Annotated in this window: 12 protein-coding genes; 4 read left to right on the forward strand and 8 right to left on the reverse strand. The window is 56.1% G+C overall.

What is annotated here, in order from left to right:
• Positions 1–4 precede the first annotated feature (4 nt).
• Complete coding sequence (locus F0169_RS04250) at positions 5–1,105, reverse strand: GIY-YIG nuclease family protein (protein WP_152745723.1); 1,101 nt, start codon at positions 1,103–1,105, stop codon at positions 5–7.
• A gap of 47 nt (positions 1,106–1,152) precedes the next feature.
• Positions 1,153–3,189, reverse strand: coding sequence for an SEC-C metal-binding domain-containing protein (locus F0169_RS04255; RefSeq protein ID WP_241679045.1), 2,037 nt, complete (start codon positions 3,187–3,189; stop codon positions 1,153–1,155).
• A gap of 788 nt (positions 3,190–3,977) precedes the next feature.
• On the opposite strand from F0169_RS04255, the gene F0169_RS27710 reads away from it, so the two are divergent.
• The 4 genes from F0169_RS27710 (at position 3,978) to F0169_RS04270 (ending at position 10,822) form a co-directional block, all read left to right on the forward strand.
• On the forward strand, positions 3,978–6,242 hold the full coding sequence (locus F0169_RS27710; RefSeq protein WP_241679046.1) for an ATP-binding protein: 2,265 nt from the start codon (positions 3,978–3,980) through the stop codon (positions 6,240–6,242).
• A gap of 26 nt (positions 6,243–6,268) precedes the next feature.
• Entirely contained in the window at positions 6,269–8,470 is a 2,202-nt protein-coding gene (locus tag F0169_RS27715) for a hypothetical protein (RefSeq protein ID WP_241679047.1), read from the forward strand.
• Positions 8,470–9,912, forward strand: a complete 1,443-nt coding sequence (locus tag F0169_RS04265; RefSeq protein ID WP_152745727.1) for a multidrug DMT transporter permease — start codon at positions 8,470–8,472, stop codon at positions 9,910–9,912. Before F0169_RS27715 ends, F0169_RS04265 begins: the two co-directional genes overlap by 1 nt.
• Positions 9,913–10,237: 325 nt before the next feature.
• A complete protein-coding gene (locus F0169_RS04270; RefSeq protein ID WP_124415358.1) occupies positions 10,238–10,822 on the forward strand; it encodes a hypothetical protein in 585 nt (194 codons plus the stop codon).
• A gap of 247 nt (positions 10,823–11,069) precedes the next feature.
• Here F0169_RS04270 and F0169_RS04275 read toward each other — a convergent pair whose 3' ends face one another.
• The 6 genes from F0169_RS04275 to F0169_RS04300 all read right to left on the reverse strand — a co-directional run bounded on the left by F0169_RS04275 (position 11,070) and on the right by F0169_RS04300 (position 16,716).
• Positions 11,070–11,951, reverse strand: coding sequence for a plasmid partitioning protein RepB C-terminal domain-containing protein (locus F0169_RS04275; protein ID WP_034120736.1), 882 nt, complete (start codon positions 11,949–11,951; stop codon positions 11,070–11,072).
• The gene (locus F0169_RS04280; RefSeq protein ID WP_034120738.1) at positions 11,948–12,847 is read right to left on the reverse strand and encodes a plasmid partitioning protein RepB C-terminal domain-containing protein; all 900 of its coding nucleotides are present in this window, start codon (positions 12,845–12,847) and stop codon (positions 11,948–11,950) included. The genes F0169_RS04275 and F0169_RS04280 overlap by 4 nt, the downstream gene beginning before the upstream one ends.
• A complete protein-coding gene (locus tag F0169_RS04285; protein ID WP_277755297.1) occupies positions 12,844–14,409 on the reverse strand; it encodes a recombinase family protein in 1,566 nt (521 codons plus the stop codon). Before F0169_RS04285 ends, F0169_RS04280 begins: the two co-directional genes overlap by 4 nt.
• Before the next feature lie 178 nt (positions 14,410–14,587).
• A complete protein-coding gene (locus F0169_RS04290; RefSeq protein ID WP_152745729.1) occupies positions 14,588–15,046 on the reverse strand; it encodes a hypothetical protein in 459 nt (152 codons plus the stop codon).
• A 143-nt stretch (positions 15,047–15,189) separates the two neighbouring features.
• Positions 15,190–16,155, reverse strand: coding sequence for a YagK/YfjJ domain-containing protein (locus tag F0169_RS04295; protein ID WP_152745731.1), 966 nt, complete (start codon positions 16,153–16,155; stop codon positions 15,190–15,192).
• A 372-nt stretch (positions 16,156–16,527) separates the two neighbouring features.
• A complete protein-coding gene (locus F0169_RS04300) occupies positions 16,528–16,716 on the reverse strand; it encodes an AlpA family transcriptional regulator (RefSeq protein ID WP_034120744.1) in 189 nt (62 codons plus the stop codon).
• Between the last annotated feature and the right edge of the window lie 13 nt (positions 16,717–16,729).

A 16,729-nucleotide genomic window follows, 5' to 3' on the forward strand; every position in this document is an offset into this window, starting at 1 on the left:
TCCACTACCGGCACCGGGCTTTCGATAAGGCTGCCATTACATTTTCGATCGCACGCTTGCTATGGTGATCGTCTGATGATGGGGTCAAAAAAAGGCCGTGGGGAAAAATCGCGCTGATCCATTCTTCAGGAATGCGTTGTAGCTTATTGAACCATTCGAATTCCTCACGGAAAACCTCATAGATAACTTCATCCGTTTCAGAGACTGAATCGTCACGCAAGTGGGCACGGGGCAATTCGACTTTGGAGATGGTTCCCTCCGCCCAGGTCATTTGGCTGAAGCTACTCATTATCGAACCGCCACCACGTGGGTAATCGTAATGCGTTGATAGTGGCTTCAGTCCCCACAATAAATCGCCTGACGGCACTGGTACTGTTTCGGCAATCACTAGGTACGATCCCATGCTTGTATCGCAGATTCCGACGATGTTGCCGTTCTGTTTTTGGCGCTCCAGTTCTTGGGCTATCTTCGGATGAACTACCTTCAGGCTGGCTCGGAGGCCTTCCAGCTGCGAGTGTCGGAACGCAATGAGTTCCGACACTCGCTCGTTACGACGTGCCTCCTTTTCCTTTTTAAATTTCTCGCGAGCAATACCAACTTGTGAACGCTGAATCGGCCTCTCGAGCAACGCGACTAGCTCCCCTCCACTGATCGTTACGTGTGGATGCAGGTCCTGGTTGTCTTTCAAATATTGCAGCAAACGCGGTAAGCAACTGGTACTGAACCATTCGCTTGCGCCATCTGCGCTTCCTCCACTTGCGACCACCTCGATTGGGTCAACGCTAGCGAGGCGGAAGGTACGGTGTAAGATTTTTTCTAAGGTATAGGCATCGGTTTCAGATGCTAGGCGAAGGCCAAGTGACTGATGAAAATCAATCAACTCCCACCGAAAACTCCGCGCTCTAGCGAGGATTTTGTTCGCTTTGCCAATCTTGAACCTAGGGTGTTTTAGGTCTCGCAGAATGTAAACGTGGGACGTCAAATGCTGATCCTCAAGACTAGATTTTTCACCGTCCGCTTTTGGCCGAATAGCTGTTATTTTACAACGATTGCTCAATCCGCAGAGTGTCGAGGCCAATTGAGACAACAGGCCGACGAGCCGCAAGGATGAGGTGTCTCGGCTCGTCTAGGTTCAAGCAGCATCAAATAGCGTTACAGCATGCAACACTTTTTGTATTTTTTACCGCTTCGGCAGGAGCAAGGGTCGTTGCGTCCCACTTTCTGGCCATGGCTTTGGCGAATGAGGGACGACAACGATGATATTGGTGCTGGGGCCTGGGCATCCCTAGTCAGCTCGTTCATCTGCTCAGATTCGGTCCATGTGGAATTAAGACTCACGCCGAACTGAATGTCGCAATCTCCACCGACGGCCAAGCCGAACCACGTATCTGATCGCAGGATGTACTTACGCTTGTGGCAATGGAACTGCAGCCGGCGCAAGGCTGCCGCCGAGGGGACTACATTAGAGTGGAAGCAAATGCCGGCCCTTCCTTGCTCGGCTCCGATTGTAAAATCGTGCCCCTGCCCATCCTTTCGCGTCATGCGAGTTATGGCCTCAAGGCCCCGATGGATATTAAAAGCGGCGTCCTCATTCATGGCCAGAAGCTGAAATCCGAGTTCGAGCGTTGCTGGATTGGCCTCAGCTTCAATCTGGGAAATCACCTGCTCATACCTCGTACCAGCTAATCTGGTCAGTATGCCTTCGGGAGTGCGCTGGCCCGGATGCCCCTCCCGCCGGACAGTCATGGCGGTGTCGAGATCGATCGAATATGAGTCATCAATCATCACGTGATTGATTTCGTCATCGAGCCACATATTTCGTTTCAAGTGAAACCCCAAAGCCGTCAGCTCGTGACTGAGATTCAGCTTACCCACCGCGGCGATTCGAAGGCGGATGTAGCTAAGGAACCTAAGCGGTGACGTGAGCATCTCAGCGAGGGCGTCCAAGAGGAAGACATCCATCACGAAAGGCGCTTTAACAACCTCGGTCGTCTGATACGACAGGTATTGGCTGGATTGGAATGCCAATGCCGGGTAGTGCTCGGAAACAATGTTGAAGAGGTAAATTTCTTTCACGGGATGAGGTAGCTTTACTTCCCTGCCTTGGTCGTCCTCCAGCCGATACCCACCCTCAACAATAATGCTCGCACACTCCCATCCTTGCTCGTACGACTGCTGAATTGCCGCGGCGAAGTCTGACTTGAGTTGACCATCATTGCCTTTCCGGGCCTCAAGGGTCAGTTTTTTTGACTTCGCCTGAACAATGATCAACCGATCGCCGAAAACGACCAGCACGTCGGCCTCACCAGCAATGTCCTTGCCTTTAAACAAATTTACGTTGGTATGGACATTGCCGTCACCAAAGACTGCGGCAAGCCGCCGAGCTGCGAACTGCTCCGCAAATGCGCCGCGATTTGCCATGGCTTTCGGTCGGTACGGCTTGTCGGCCCACATCCAGAAAAATGGCGATTCGTAGAGAGCCTCGTAGATGGCGTAATGCTGGAAGAGCAACACCGTACCGCGACCGGTCAGCAGTAGCGGCGTGGCCGCGACGGCATTGAAATCGCCAATGGTCTGAAATTGCAGATTGTCACCAGTCAGCGTCAAAGCGCGGAATACGGCCTCGACAATGGCTACATCCAGTCCGCTTAAATCCGAGACAAGCTTCGCCGAATACTCAAATGCTGCGAGCAACATGTGAGGCTCAACCTCTGGCGTATTGGAGCCGGTGAAGGCGGCGCATGACCTCTCGTCCATAAGGGCGCACATGGCGTGTGCAACCACCTGTGCCTGGCCGATGGAAAAGCCCATTTTCTCAACGAGCCAGTGGTCATCTTCACCGTACTTCGCGGGAAGAAAATCACGGTACTGGAAACTGTAGGCGGACTCGGTCCCATAAAAAATCGGCTCTCGCATGGACATGCCGTCCCAGGCTGCTCCCGTGTTGCTCCCGCTCATGGCCTGATCTTTCAGGGCTGACATCATCGGTCGGGAAAGAGCTTGGTGTAGCTCCAACATGAGTGTATCGGTGCGGGCTACCAATTCGCCCAAGACCTCTACAGTGGGCACGCTCATGTCCAGATCCTGACGAACCATCAACCCGAGCAGAGTTGTGATTTCAGTCCTTAATAAGCGGTCATTGCTAAAAAGCGGAGCAATGTCATCCGGATTCAACTCGTCGTTGTACATGACTAGGTTGTCCCGATGACATATGAAAGCAATACCATGGACATAGCCTGGAGAGGCTGTCAGCTCAACAAGATCAGCAAGAACCTCAGTTTCGGATCGACCTATTAGTGTCGGCATGCGGCGTTCCTCCCAGAGATACATCAGTCAAAGATGCGCAAGTATCTTGGACTACTGTGAATCTAGCGTAGGTGCCAAGAATGAAGAGGACGGATTTATTTTCTCCACTCCAAACGTCCGCTTTTGGCCGGTGCTGTCCGTCGTAAGGGGGGCAATCGACCAAAAGAGGCTATTCGATCGTGTTACGAATCTTGGGACGATTCAACACGAATGCTCTAGGCATTACAGGCGCCATACTGCGACTAAGGCAGTTATAAGCCTAAACTTATGTCCCGCATATCCTTATTCATCAGCCGAGCCCCTGCCCTATGCCGCCGATCGCATAAGGCAGAAAACGACCCGAGCTTGCCCAAATAGCGGAAAGGCAAAGTGATGTAACAGAACTGTCGGGGAGACTTGAGGTGTAGTTGAGTCAGTCGGTACGTCATTTACCATCGGCATTACGGCGTTGGCCGAGTGGGCTGCTGATCCTTTGTGGAATGGGACAATGGTGGGGGCGGCAATGAATTGCAGCTACAGTTGCGCGGGAGTCTGCCGGAAGCCTATGTGCGCATCACGCGCGACAAGCTTTCCAGTCGTGACCAATAATTTTCGCATCGTCGTGTTCAACCGCATCGCGGATTTCGCGGCGCGTGCCGACGCTGTTTTCGCGTCGAAAAGGAAGGCAAACGATGACTGAGAACATCAAGAGCACGGCAATCACCTCTGCCGGCTACATCTATCAGAACCGGCAGGGGCTGCGGGTGTTGTGCGACTGGCTGGATGCGCCGAGTCGCTACGCGAAGGTCAAGTTCGAGTGTGACGTTGAGGCGGAAGCACCAAAGGGTTTGGACGACATCGTGGTCGAGCGCTCGGACGGACTGCAAGACCTTAAGCAGGTCAAGTTCACGCCAAACCCTGATGCACATCCGCTGTCCTGGGATTGGCTGCTTGAGAAATCCGGCAAGACGGAGCGGTCCCGGTCAATGCTGAAGAAGTGGTTTGACGCGTACAGGTCGCTGGACCTAGCACGTATCGGTGATCTCTCCCTGTTGACCAACCGGCGGCCTGATGCTGAGATCGAAGCCTGCCTGGCCGGTAGCAAGATTGATTTCGCCAAGGTACCTGACCCGAGGCGCGCGGCGCTCATCGCCGAACTCGGCGGCGAGGCGGATTGTGAGGACTTTCTCGGTCGACTACAGATCACGCACAGCGACAAGGGCTACGAGACGCTCGAGCACGAGGTTGACGCGCGGCTGCGTGCGCATGGCACGCCGGAGGGCATCGCCGTCCTCAAAAACGTCGCTCTGAACTGGGCGACGCAGAAGTACTCTCCACCGCCGTCCGGCTGGATCACGTTGCCAGACCTTCGCGCGATCCTGCAGGCGACACCGCCGGCACCTCTCCCGGAAGACTTTGCGGTCCCCAAGGGCTATCAGGTGCCCGATGCAGAATTCCACGGCGCTTTCGTCAAGGATGCTCTGCGGTCAGGCGGCAAGGCGATCGTTCTGACCGGTCCGCCTGGTCGCGGCAAGAGCACCTACCTCAGCGCGCTGTGCGACATATTCGCCGACAAAGACATTCCGACGGTCCGCCACCACTACTTCCTGTCCACGACGGAGCGCGGTCGGGATCGCTTACACAGCTACGTCGTCGAAGAGTCGATCCGATCGCAGATCGAGCGATTCCATCCCGACGTCCTCCGCCCGCCCGGTGGCCTGCGCGCGCAGTTGGACGCCACTGCGGCGCACTACAAAGCGCTCGACAAGCCCTTCGTACTGATTTTGGATGGTCTCGACCACGTCTGGCGCACCAACGGGGAGGACAAACAGCCGCTAGAGGACTTGTTTGCCCAGTTGGTGCCGTGTGCTGAGAACTTGGTACTGCTCGTGGGTACACAGCCGGTGGACGACGCACAACTTCCGGCAGACTTGTTGATCGCTGCGCCGAAGGCAAGTTGGAAGACGCTGCCCGCCATGTCCGGCGACGCCGTCCTTTCGTACTTGCGTCAGGCGGTGCACGCCGGTCGGTTGAGCACGGGGTTTGGGCCTGCGGAGCCTAATGAGAAGGACGTTCACGCAGAGCCTGAGGCGGCTGAAACGACCGAGGTTGCCGCAGCGCACGAGGCTGTTGCTGAGGAAGAGTTGCAGAGCGCCGCGGCCGCGCTCCGCGCCAGGACCAACGGTCACCCACTGCACGTCATCTACGCGACCTCTGCACTTGTGCTTGCCGGTGGCAAGGTCACGCGATGGGACGTCGAGCAACTCACCGGAGATCTGAGTCAGGGCGTGAAGTTCTACTACGGGTCGCTGTGGGAGCGGGTTTCACCCAGCCTAAAGGATGCGCTGCGACTGGTTTGCGCCTTCCCGTTCTTCTGGCCACGGACTGCATTCGGCGAGATCGCGACCGCGATGAGGCTGGCGGCGCCCGAGATCGAAAAGGTGGAACATCTGCTTCATTCGTCGGCCGCCGGTTTGAAGGTCTTCCACGAGAGCCTGGCGGTGTACGTGCGGTCGACCGATGGCTACGCCGATCGCATCGCTGCACTGAGGCCGGAGGTTGCGCGCTGGCTGGAGACGTTGGCTCCCAACGCTTTGCGGGTGAACTGGCTCTGGACGGTCCAGGCGCAGCTTGGCGATCCAAGCCATCTGATCGCGGGCTTGACCCGAGACTGGGTGCTGCTGCGACTGGAAGAGGGCTATCCGCAGTCGCTGTTTGACACATTGATCACCGACGCCGTGGCTGCCGCGCTGGACCGGGCTGAGTTCGCACAAGCCTATCGCCTCCAGCACCTGAAGGCCCGCATGGTTGAGGGCAGCCAGTACCAAATGCAGGACGAGGACATGGCCAGCTGGTTTCTTACACGTGGACGCTGGCGTCGGACGATTGGGTTATCCGAGAGGCCGTTGCCTCCAGGCACGAGACGGATATCAAACTTGTGGCGGCGCTGGGGCTAGCGCTGCGAGCGCGCGGAGACCATATCGTGGCCGAGACCTGTGGCGAGGAGACGCTGCGACGCTTCCGGGGCGCGAGTCGCTTCTCGAGAGAGTACTCCACGGGCAACGGCTTGGATGCTTTCAGGTTCCTGGCGGGTGCTTTTGCGCGCCTAGGCGCGGTAGGGGTCACGCCGGAGGGGCTCAAGCAGTTCGTGACACGTGCTAACCCAGAGGGCTGGTTACCGCGCGTACGGCTGATGGCCGCGGAGGGGCAACTGGACGAGTTGATGTCGCTTGCAGCGTCGCTCGGCGATAGCCGGCGTAAGTGCATTGTCAGCGATGCCTGCCTCCGGGCCGCGGCTCAGGTCAATGTAAGCATCGTCGAACGCGGTGACTTCAAAGCACTCGCCAGAACGCCCTTTGTAGCAGCCATCGAGGCGGCCCACGTGCATGCCGTGACGACCTTAAACGCTTCAATCCCGATCGACTGGCTGGGACTCAACTACCGTGAGCGCAAGCAGGACCTTGCGAAGCTGGTGCACCACTGGTTCTTCAGCGCTGTGCACTTGAGCATGTGCATGTCCGCGGAAGGGCAGACCGAGTTCAGCTTTGCACGCGCACCGGTATATGCCGACCGAGAGAATGTCACTGACTTCCTGAACGTGCTCTCGGGCGTCGCCGGCCAAGTGGCTCATCACTGGTGGCGGGGGGATTTCGTAGACTTTCACGCGGTCTTTGAGCTATTAGACCCGGTGGAGTTTAGGCATTTCCGACAGAGCTACGACTGGCAATCTGCAGCAGAGGATTTTCGGGCTGCCCTGCACCAGGTTGCCTGCGACGTCCGTCTGGGCAGCATTCTGTTGGGCCATGCCGTCGAGGCTAATCTCACCGAGGCGACGCTCGCTGCCGCAGAGTCGTTCAAGTGGTTCGACGCGGCGTCTTTCCGCGAGCAGTACGCCGGAGGGCTGCTGACGAAGATGTCTGATGAGGCCGCTGCGAAATTCGTGCTCTCCCAGCGCGAGCAGTTCGATGCTGAGGTGCGGCAGGAGACCAGCGTGCATCTGCAAACGCCGCTGCAGTTGTGCGGAATTTCGGTGGCCCATTGTTTGGAAACAACGGCGCGCGAACTTTGCCGACAGACCTGGGAGCTTGCGACAGGCTTCTCGCATCGTAAAGATCCGACGCTGAACAAGACCCTCGACGCGATCGGTTTCTTGGTCGAAGCTGCGCCGAAAAATGCACGTCGACTGTTAGCGCAGGTCGCCTCTCAAGTCCACTCCGTGCTGGACTACACGGACGGCAGTGGCACCCGACACGCGCTGACTGCGGCGGACGCGCTGCTGGCCAAGCTGGCTCCCGCCGCATTGGTGGCCAAGTACGAGGAGCATGTCGACGCCGGGCAGTGGTCTCAGGCTGAGAACAGCCTGAGTGTGTACGTCGAGCAGGGAGTGAAGGCCGGCTGGCAGCTTGATGCGCTAATGCGCACGGGCCTGCCCCCGGAAGTTAGGGATGTGCTGCAGCGTCTAGTCAAGGAAGGAGTCGAGGGTGCCGCCGAGCGACTGGGGTTACTCAACGCTCACGGAGGGTGGGACATCGGCGTGCTGAGTCGCGAGGAGCACGCGAACTCAAACACGGATCGAAAGCCCTTCGATGGTGACGTCTCAACCTTCGAGCCCGAGCAGCTAATGGCCTTGCTCGATCGCTTATCGGGTGGCGGCTACGACGACGAGGCGGCGCTTCTGGCTTGGTATCAGTACTGGGAAGGCCAGGGACAGGGGAAGCGGATTCTCCATGCACTGGATGACTCGCTTTTGTCCGACCGAGGTCGAGGCCGTGATCTGCTCCACCTGTCTGGCCATGCCTTTCACACCCGACGTAGGCAGAGCGGTCTGAAGGCTGCTTGGAAGTACCTCGTCAGCGCGCAGATCTACAGCGGCGCCTGGATCGGCTATATGGAGCGCGAAGAGAAGACGCTCGCGCGGCTCGACCTCGTGGCCCAGTACTACCTGAAATATTGCGATGACTTCGTAACCAAGACAGCCTATGCCATGTTCGGCGAACCGGAGCGGCCGCGATTGGCGCCGGGTGAGGCAATGGTCTATTTCTACGTGAAGCAGGGACGCATAGATGCGGCGGTTGAGTTCGCTCAGGTTATGGTCGACTGTGTGCTTGAAGACACTCGAACCCTCCCGCTAGCTAACCCGCGGTGGGGAACAGAACTGGTTGCTGCGGACGCGCGGGAGGAGTGATGGACGAGCTTCGAATTCTCATCTCTCGCCTAGGATGGCCGACGCCATCCTGCCGATGGTGGACATTGCAGGAGTTGGCAAAACTGTTGAGCGACCCTGCGACGACGACAGAGACCGAGTCAGCGCTGCTGAAGCTGCTGCATTCGCGCAAGCTCGAGGCGGAAGTCGTCGAGGCACTCTGCATCTTCTGGATGGCTGCAAGTGAGTACGGCTACGTTCCCAATCCCGATTTGCCGAACCGCACGCCGAAACCGTCACTCCTATCCAACCTGCTCCTCGAGGCTCTCGGCTTCGAGGAGCAGGCGCTAGATACCGACCTCAAAGCGGCGCCAAAGCACTTCGAGATTCCCGGTGATTTCGAAGGTGTGCAGGGGGTGGACCTGGCCAGGATGTTCCGGACCACGCTGAGCAGGCTGGAGCTTCGAACAAAACTCCCGCTTATTCGCCAGATGGCGTTCGAGTGGACTGAAAACCAGGCGGCCTATCCCGAGGCTTCCCTGCAGGGCGACTTCGGGCACTTTGCGCGGCCGCTGGGGAAAGGCTTCGTAGGCACATACTCCGCTCGGGCCGCCCTTCGTGCGATCTCCGCCTACTTGCGCACCTTGGCGGTAGCGGAACGGTTGTGGGGGCTGCCCTCTGGGGTTGTGCGCCATTACGCACTAAAGGCGCTGCCCATTCATCCAACGCTGGCTGCGCTGAGGCCTTCACGCCCGGCATGGGTGCCGGTCCGGGAGGACTTCAACGGGAGCGCGAACGCGATCGAGGGAATCATGCGAGAAGTCGTCCTTCGCGTCGCGGCCGAGCGCCCCGGCGATGAGCTGATCGCGCTCAGCACTCCCGTCGAGATGACGATGGGACGCTGCGTGGAAGTATCGCTTGTGCGATGGCTGCAGTTCGGCAACAGTGAAGTGGCTGACCAGGATCTTGCTTCACATATTGACTCCTTCTGGCGCGACATGCCAATGCTGCCAAGCGTGCCCACAGCGCCGCTCGACGAGATGACTTGGTTGGGGGCAATACCTATCGATCAGTTACTGGACGTCCCGTCTGCATCGTTGCCTTTGGCCGGACGGATGGACTATGGCCGCATGGGATACCTGCAGCTGAACCTCTATCCATCTCGACTGTTCGTGCCGACGCTCCTAAGGACTGCTCAAGCAGAGGTACGTCAAGTGGGCACCACGCTTGAGGTCCTTGTCGATGAACAGGTAGTGGCGGACTACGCTCATTGGAATACGGGCTGGGGGCCAGTGCGTCCGGGGTCGCTGAATGGAGCCTGCGGTGCGGCCTTAGTTTCTCGCGGAACGAGCTACCGCGAGTTACCGGCCGCCGAAGGGCAGGTGGTTCGATCGTTCTATCTCTGGCAAGTGCGCCTGCTTCACCGGAGCAACTCGTACAACGCGTTCGACGAGACCCTAAAGAGTGGCGTCTTCTTCCTTTAGCCAGCTGTCGTTTCTGTGTTCAGGGGAGCAGCGAGTGTTATAACGAAAAGCGAAATACCGACTCGAGCTGCTTCGCGGACGGCTGATTCGGCCGATTGTTGACTGTCACAAAGGGCTGATAACGACCCAAAACGATCGGTGGCTAGAAGCGGCAATTGGCTTTGGTCATGGACATATACGAACTCGGGATCTATTAGAGCTAACGGGTACTAGCTTATACGATTTCGATGGCCGCCAATGTCTACCGCGTCTCCAATGGCAGTCAGGAGCACCGATTTACGCTAGACCTCATTACCAACTAACACCCGGGTTCAACGGAGGCACATTGGCTCGCATCGCTTCTCTTGGTTGGGGCTCCCTGATTTGGGAGCCAAAGAAATTTCCGATTCAGGGGCAGTGGATTGAGGATGGACCACTGATACCAGCTGAATTCGCCAGGCAATCGCAAGATGGTCGAATTACGCTTGTGCTAGTCGAAACCGGACGGCTGGTTCCCTCCCTATGGGCAGTAATGGACTCAGTGGATCTCGCTTCTGCCGTTGAGGCTTTACGCAGCCGCGAAAACATTCCGGGGAAAAATGTAGAAAAGCACGTTTGCAGATGGTCTGCCGGCCAGCCATCTCCGAGGCTGATTCCAGATTTATCCGAATGGGCTAACACTCACGACGTGGCCCACGTGGTCTGGACCGGCCTACCCCCCAAATTCAACGGTGCAGAAATCACACCGTCTGCTGAGCAGGTCGTGGAGTACTTGGTAAAGCTCACCGGCGAACAGCGCGAGAAAGCCGAGCGGTATGTTCGCCTTGCTCCGCGGCAGATTGATACCCACTACCGGCGCTGCATTGAATCGTCGCTTCACTGGCATGCCTTGGGCGGCGATTCAGGCCGATCCAATCCATCATCGGAGTGAGATATTGGTGTGAGATCTCGTGATAGGCAGCTTTCGACCGAGGCTGTGTAAAAACGTTTTCGAGCGCGACGGGGATTAAAAACCGGATTGGTAATCGCGCATTTGCGTGATATCCACATCTGCTGACGTGCCGATAAATGTCAGATTTAACGTAGACGCGCGAACTTCAATTTTGGCGAAGCGTTTTTACAAACTCTGGACCCGTTGCAGCCGTTCGAGGCGTCTACGAAAGCAGGGGCGATTCAATTCACTTGTCCAGCGATACCGTTACCACAATGTTTTCGAACTCAATTAGCAATTCAGGCTGATTTTTGGTGAGGAAACGGATGACCGCCTCATTGTCCAGCAACTTAGCAAGATAGCCCTTGGCTAGCACGAGATTTAGCACGTCTTGACCGTACGATTGCTCAACCAGCTTGAACTGTCCTTGCAGATTTCCCATTTCACGCTCCATTTTAGCCATCTGCTCGGGAGTGGCACCACCAAGCTTGCGGGGTTTAGCATCGCCCATTAGTAGGTTGCTTGGTGTGGCGGCCATCAAAGCCTGAGCGTAGGGAACGGTAATATTGTTGATGGCCACCATCAGCTCCACGCATTCTACCTGTCGGGTCGGTTTGAGTTTGCGCAACACCGCACCAATTTCAGCAGAGAAGTGCTGATCTTTAAGCAACTCGGCCGCTTCAACGCATACGCCATCAAGAAGATTCATCTTTTTGATGATGTGACTGATGTCGACGCTCAACGCTTTGGCCAGCCTGGCCGGTGCCACGCCGCGCTCGACCGCACGCCGGATCATGAAGTGCTCTTGAATGGTGGAAAGGCGATTGATCCGGTTGTTATAGGTGTAGGTTTCATCGTCCGTAGCGACCAGACATGGCGCATCAGTGAAACCCAATTGCTTGAGCGCCAATAAACGGATGTGCCCATCCAGCAACGTATACCGCCCAGATTGATTGTCGACCTTGCTGACCGTCAGCGGCTCGATTAGCCCGACAGCATCAATTGATGACTGAATCTGTTTGAATTTTTTACTACCGTGGAGCCCTTCAGGAACTTTGCGCGAGGGCAGGATCAGATCCAACGAAACTGATAGTGGTTCCGGAATAAAGCCAAGGGGCAACTGGCTCATGTCGTATGGGCTCCAGCCCAGACCCGCTCGGCGACGTATTTCGGCAGCGTATCCAATCCTTCAGCACGCAGCAGGTTGGTGAAGTTGTCATCGGACAGCAACTGGCGCAAGGCCTCGATCACAAAGAGCAACCGCTGTTGCGCGAACTCAGCCTTTTTGACCATCAGTTTTTGTCGCTCGACCTCTTTCTGATAGCTACGGATAAGGCTGGATGAGGTGAGCACACCCGCCTTACGCGGTGTGCCACGAGCAATGGATCGCCCCAGTGACCGGCGGCGCTCAATGACCCGACGTGCGTGGATTAGTTGCTTGCCACGCAACTTCCCCGATTCGTAAGCATCTTGCAGAGCAGTCTGTACTTCCGTATCACTGCCTGCTCCCGCGATAGCGAGAGCGGCATTCAGCGGAATACGCCCGCTTTCAACCGCAACCAACAGGCGCTCCTCACCACTTTTGAGTAACTGAAGAATGCCGTAGACATAGTCGACGCTAAGGCCGGTTTTCTGGGCAATGGTCTTTTTGTCATAGCCTTGCTCACGTAACTGCTCGATACCTGCCAGCAACTCAAGAGGACGGCATTGGCGGCGTGCAATATTCTCCGCCAGACTCATAAGAAAGGCGTCCTCGTCGCTAACACTCACTACCATAGCCGGAATACTGCTTTCACCCAACGTCTTGTAGGCTTTGAGCCGTCCCTCACCGCAAATCAGCAGGTAGCGCTCTGATCCGTCTGCATCGGGTCGAGGGGTCACCGTGATCGGCTTCTTAAGACCTATGTTTTTGATGTTGCCGACGATTTCGTCGAACACCCGTCCGTTTCGCTCTCGCGTATTCAGTATCTCGATGCATTCGAGCGGGATTATTTTCAGTTCGCTGGAAAGATGCTCCTTACTCATGCCGCCCTCCTGATACGTGCGCGCCCTGCCATGCCGTAGAGATAATGCAGACTGTCGAAGCGATAACTCTCAAATTCAATGCTGTTGTGATCGGCGAGGTTGAAACCCTGCTGGCCGAAGTCCAACCGTGGCAGCAGGTAATAGTCGAGCGGCGCCTGATTGGCTTCGTCCAGACGGACGGCGACCGTGATGTCTGGGGCCAGGCTAGTGTCGAAGCGAACCTTCCACCGCCTGCGTCCGCTGTCCAGCGACTGGCATCGTGACAGGACCAGCGAGATGCTGAACTCCCGATTGACCGTCATTAAGTCAGTGGCGGGATCGCGCTCGATCAACCCACCGATATCAGAAATCACATGTTCGGTCTGACTGACAATTTCCGGATGCAACCGTCGCAAAAAACGATTGATCTCGAGGAAGCGATAGTCTCGATCCGGCGTGAATCCTACGACCTGGTAGGCACTGATCAAACTACCAAAACGGTGGATATAGGCCGAGGCCGACGGCATCCCCTCCGTCTCGTCGATGATAAGGCCCGAAAGGAAGCCGCGATGTTGGTATAGGTTGCGCAGTTTCTCGATCAGTTCTTCATTGCTGAACCGATGCGCCCGGGCGCGCAGGATACCTTGGGCGGTATAGAACGCCTCCGGTGATACGATGGCCTCGAATGCACCTTCCTTCTTGATCCACATGTCCGGCTGGTTACTGACCCGGTGTTTTTTGAGCTTGAAGGAAATCCCGTTGTAGACATTATTACCGATGTATTTTTCATTGCTCAGCACCTCACGCACAGTGGCCCGTGTCCAGTGCCGATCCAGATCGGTGTGAATCCCACGGCTGTTGAGGCGGGAGGCGATTTCAGATTCGGGTAAACCTTCATCGATGAACCAGTGATAGATTTGGTTCACCACCTGTACTTCGGCTTGAGGCCCGGGCATCAAAATCACACGGTCGGTTTGCAGACTCTTGTGCTCGCCCCGCGCCAGCTCGCTTTTGATTGAACCCGCCTGATCGATCAGGACACGCCGCAGGCCGTATCCCGCACTTCCCCCCTGGCGATAGCCCAGCTCAATCAATCGGCACTGGCCCGCGAACACCTTGGCCGACAGTTCCCGGCTGTACTCACCCGCCATCGCACGCTTGACGCCTTTGACAATGGTCGAGCCTGGAGAACCGTCGTTTTCAAACTGCTCGGCACAGTAGGCAAGCTGAATGCCCGCACGGCGGCAGATGTACTCGTAATAGGCGCTTTCATCGGCATCCTGAAATCGCCCCCAGCGACTGACGTCATAGACCAGAATGATCTGGAAGTCCGCCGTCCCAGACTCTACGTCCTTGATCAACTGCTGCAAGGACTGTCGGCCATCTATGCGCAGCCCGCTTTTACCTTGGTCGGCATAGGTACGGACGATCTGCATGCCGTGCCGCTCGGCGTACTCGCGAATCTTGTCTGACTGATTTTCGGTCGAGTACTGCTGGTGCTCAGTCGACATCCTGACGTATTCGGCGGCACGTAGTGCTACCGGCTGATCCGACATATCTGGTGAAGACTCATCTGATTGCATAGGACCCAATCGCTCGCCGTTATTGGTGTGCTTGCTCTCGGGTCTTCCTTTCACATCTTCGCACGGGCCTCGTCCAGAGAAAAACCAACCAAAGCGCACGTCGTTGAGATTGCTGCCACGCAGGATGATCGAGAACTCATTTGGGTTCGTAATTAACGCCTAACCAGCGGAATGACCATCACGTCCTATCTTTGCACCCGTCCTTTTTGCACGGGCAACCGATGCACAATGGCGTGATCTCGACGATCAACGCCTCGCAGCAGACCGCCTCACCGCTGGGAACTAACTCAATCCGATAGAGCCCAGGTCGCAGCACCGTCACCTGTGACACGTCCATCTTTGCAAGATCGACTTCCTGCTGCAGATCGTGCTTGGATCGCTGGCGTGATTTGTTTCGCTTGACGTATTCGGGGTGAGCGTCCCGATAATTACGCCAATATTCCGGATGGCGATCCAGCCACGCACGCTGATTGCGGCTCTGGTTATCCCGATAATCAGGATCGCTTTGCATCTTGTCGCGTTGCCAGCGCTGGCGTCGTACTCGCTGACAGGCTGGTAGCGAACAGTAGGTTTGGTTGGGTACTTGGGGACGTTTTTCAAACGACAAGCCACAGCAAGCGCAGATATTGTTGGACATCAACGTTCTCCATATGAAAACTCATATGAGGACTACAACCCAAAAATAATAGGTTCCGTTTCGACGTATGGCATTGCCTAGCGAGCACTGGGACAGCAGTAAGGTGTTTGCTGCAATTCACATAGAAACTTCCGACATCAAGTTCACACTCGAGGGGTAGCTATCTGCCCTATCCGCAAGCATCGAGCGCCGACAGGCTTCAGCCGCAACTGCTGATCGTCCTTGACCAGGTAGCGCATCGCATAGTGGACATGACTGCGGACCTTCAGGGCACTACGAAGGATCATGCCTATACCCAGTCTGTCGTCGTCTTTGTACTTTTCCTTTTCGTGGTTACAGCTGTTGAAGTAGCCCTGCCCCCGAGTAATATCTTTCCACAGCTCACCAATTTGCTCAGCCTTGTAAACATCTCCGCGCACTTCATTGCCGTTGAAGAAGAAGGCCGCATGGAGGTGATAGCCACGATCAACGCCCTGCTCTACCACACAGATATAGCCAATGAGGTGGTCGAAAATCGGGTTACGCTCACGCTCAGCAATAAACCGGTCTAGATCGCCGAATACTTGTTCGACACGCTGCCTAGCCTGAACCTTCTGGTAGTAATACAGATTGACCCTAATGATCAGAGTCCGCGAGTAGCGATCAATCATAGCGTCGGAGTATTCACAGACCCGGTCCGCTTGCTGCCTGGCCAGATAACGACGGTCCCCTTTCTCACGTCGATACCATTGTTCACGAGTCAACTGACGGATCCGGATGACAAGAACGTTCATACTGCGGTGATGGTCGAGGTAGATCGTACCCTCCTCATTCAAGCAGACAGGACCTGTAGGGCTCCGCTCCAGACCAATATCTTGACAGGCGTCCTGGAACGCTTGCAGGTGTTCGCTGTAACGGTATTTGCAGCGATCATCGAACAAGTCAATCATTTGCTGGACGCACTTGAAGTACTTGGAGAGCCTGGTCGGCTCAATTTGCTTATGACCTGAGCGTGTACCTGACAGCCGGAATGCTGGCGTGTCGTGTTGTTCGATGGCCTTAACGAGCCGCTCAATCTGGATGGCAATATCGGATTGCGAGAGAGGGGGGTGGGCATTGCTATTGGTCATGGTTGTGTACCTGGTGGTTGTTCCCATACCAGATACCGTCCATGCATTTTTTAACCGGTGAGCTATTCCTAGGAAGCCGTGATCACTGGGCCAAAGGTTGATTGCTTTCTGTTCGGTTGCTTACTGATGTCTGTTTATTGATTATCTGGAAGCTATCTATTTATCTATATAACTAGATACAGCTCTGTACTTGGTGCTCGTACCCGCTCCATATGAACCAATCGGCAAACTATTGCCAAGCCAAGCAGGAGATCGACCAAAAGGCCATATGTGGGAGTTAGCTGAGAACCGCCTGCTCACCATCGCATAAACGATGACTGGCTCGCTGCCAGTCATGGCGTTTATGCCGGTATGGCAACTCTTTCACGCAACTCATTCGGCCAGGTCGCGCGCCTCAATCCTGGCCAAAATCCAATCGTGTATCTCACCTTCAACCCAACCAACGCTGCGCTCTCCCAGCGAAACAGGCTTAGGGAAGGCTCCGTCTGCGATGTACTTATAGATGGTAGACCGACCCAGACCAGTTGAGTCGATGACGTCTTTCAGGCGAATGATCCTCATGAACGGGACTCCT

The organism is Pseudomonas kitaguniensis (genome assembly GCF_009296165.1).
In the GTDB taxonomy this organism is placed as follows: Bacteria; Pseudomonadota; Gammaproteobacteria; order Pseudomonadales; family Pseudomonadaceae; genus Aquipseudomonas; species Aquipseudomonas kitaguniensis.

Excerpts from the sequence above, each read along its gene's own strand:
- F0169_RS04265 (WP_152745727.1), top strand. The coding sequence starts at position 8,470 with ATGGACGAGCTTCGAATTCTCATCTCTCGCCTAGGATGGCCGACGCCA.
- F0169_RS04290 (WP_152745729.1), bottom strand. The coding sequence starts at position 15,046 with ATGTCCAACAATATCTGCGCTTGCTGTGGCTTGTCGTTTGAAAAACGT.
- F0169_RS04255 (WP_241679045.1), bottom strand. The coding sequence starts at position 3,189 with ATGTACAACGACGAGTTGAATCCGGATGACATTGCTCCGCTTTTTAGC.
- F0169_RS04300 (WP_034120744.1), bottom strand. The coding sequence starts at position 16,716 with ATGAGGATCATTCGCCTGAAAGACGTCATCGACTCAACTGGTCTGGGT.
- F0169_RS27710 (WP_241679046.1), top strand. The coding sequence starts at position 3,978 with ATGACTGAGAACATCAAGAGCACGGCAATCACCTCTGCCGGCTACATC.
- F0169_RS04275 (WP_034120736.1), bottom strand. The coding sequence starts at position 11,951 with ATGAGCCAGTTGCCCCTTGGCTTTATTCCGGAACCACTATCAGTTTCG.
- F0169_RS04280 (WP_034120738.1), bottom strand. The coding sequence starts at position 12,847 with ATGAGTAAGGAGCATCTTTCCAGCGAACTGAAAATAATCCCGCTCGAA.
- F0169_RS04285 (WP_277755297.1), bottom strand. The coding sequence starts at position 14,409 with ATGCAATCAGATGAGTCTTCACCAGATATGTCGGATCAGCCGGTAGCA.
- F0169_RS04295 (WP_152745731.1), bottom strand. The coding sequence starts at position 16,155 with ATGACCAATAGCAATGCCCACCCCCCTCTCTCGCAATCCGATATTGCC.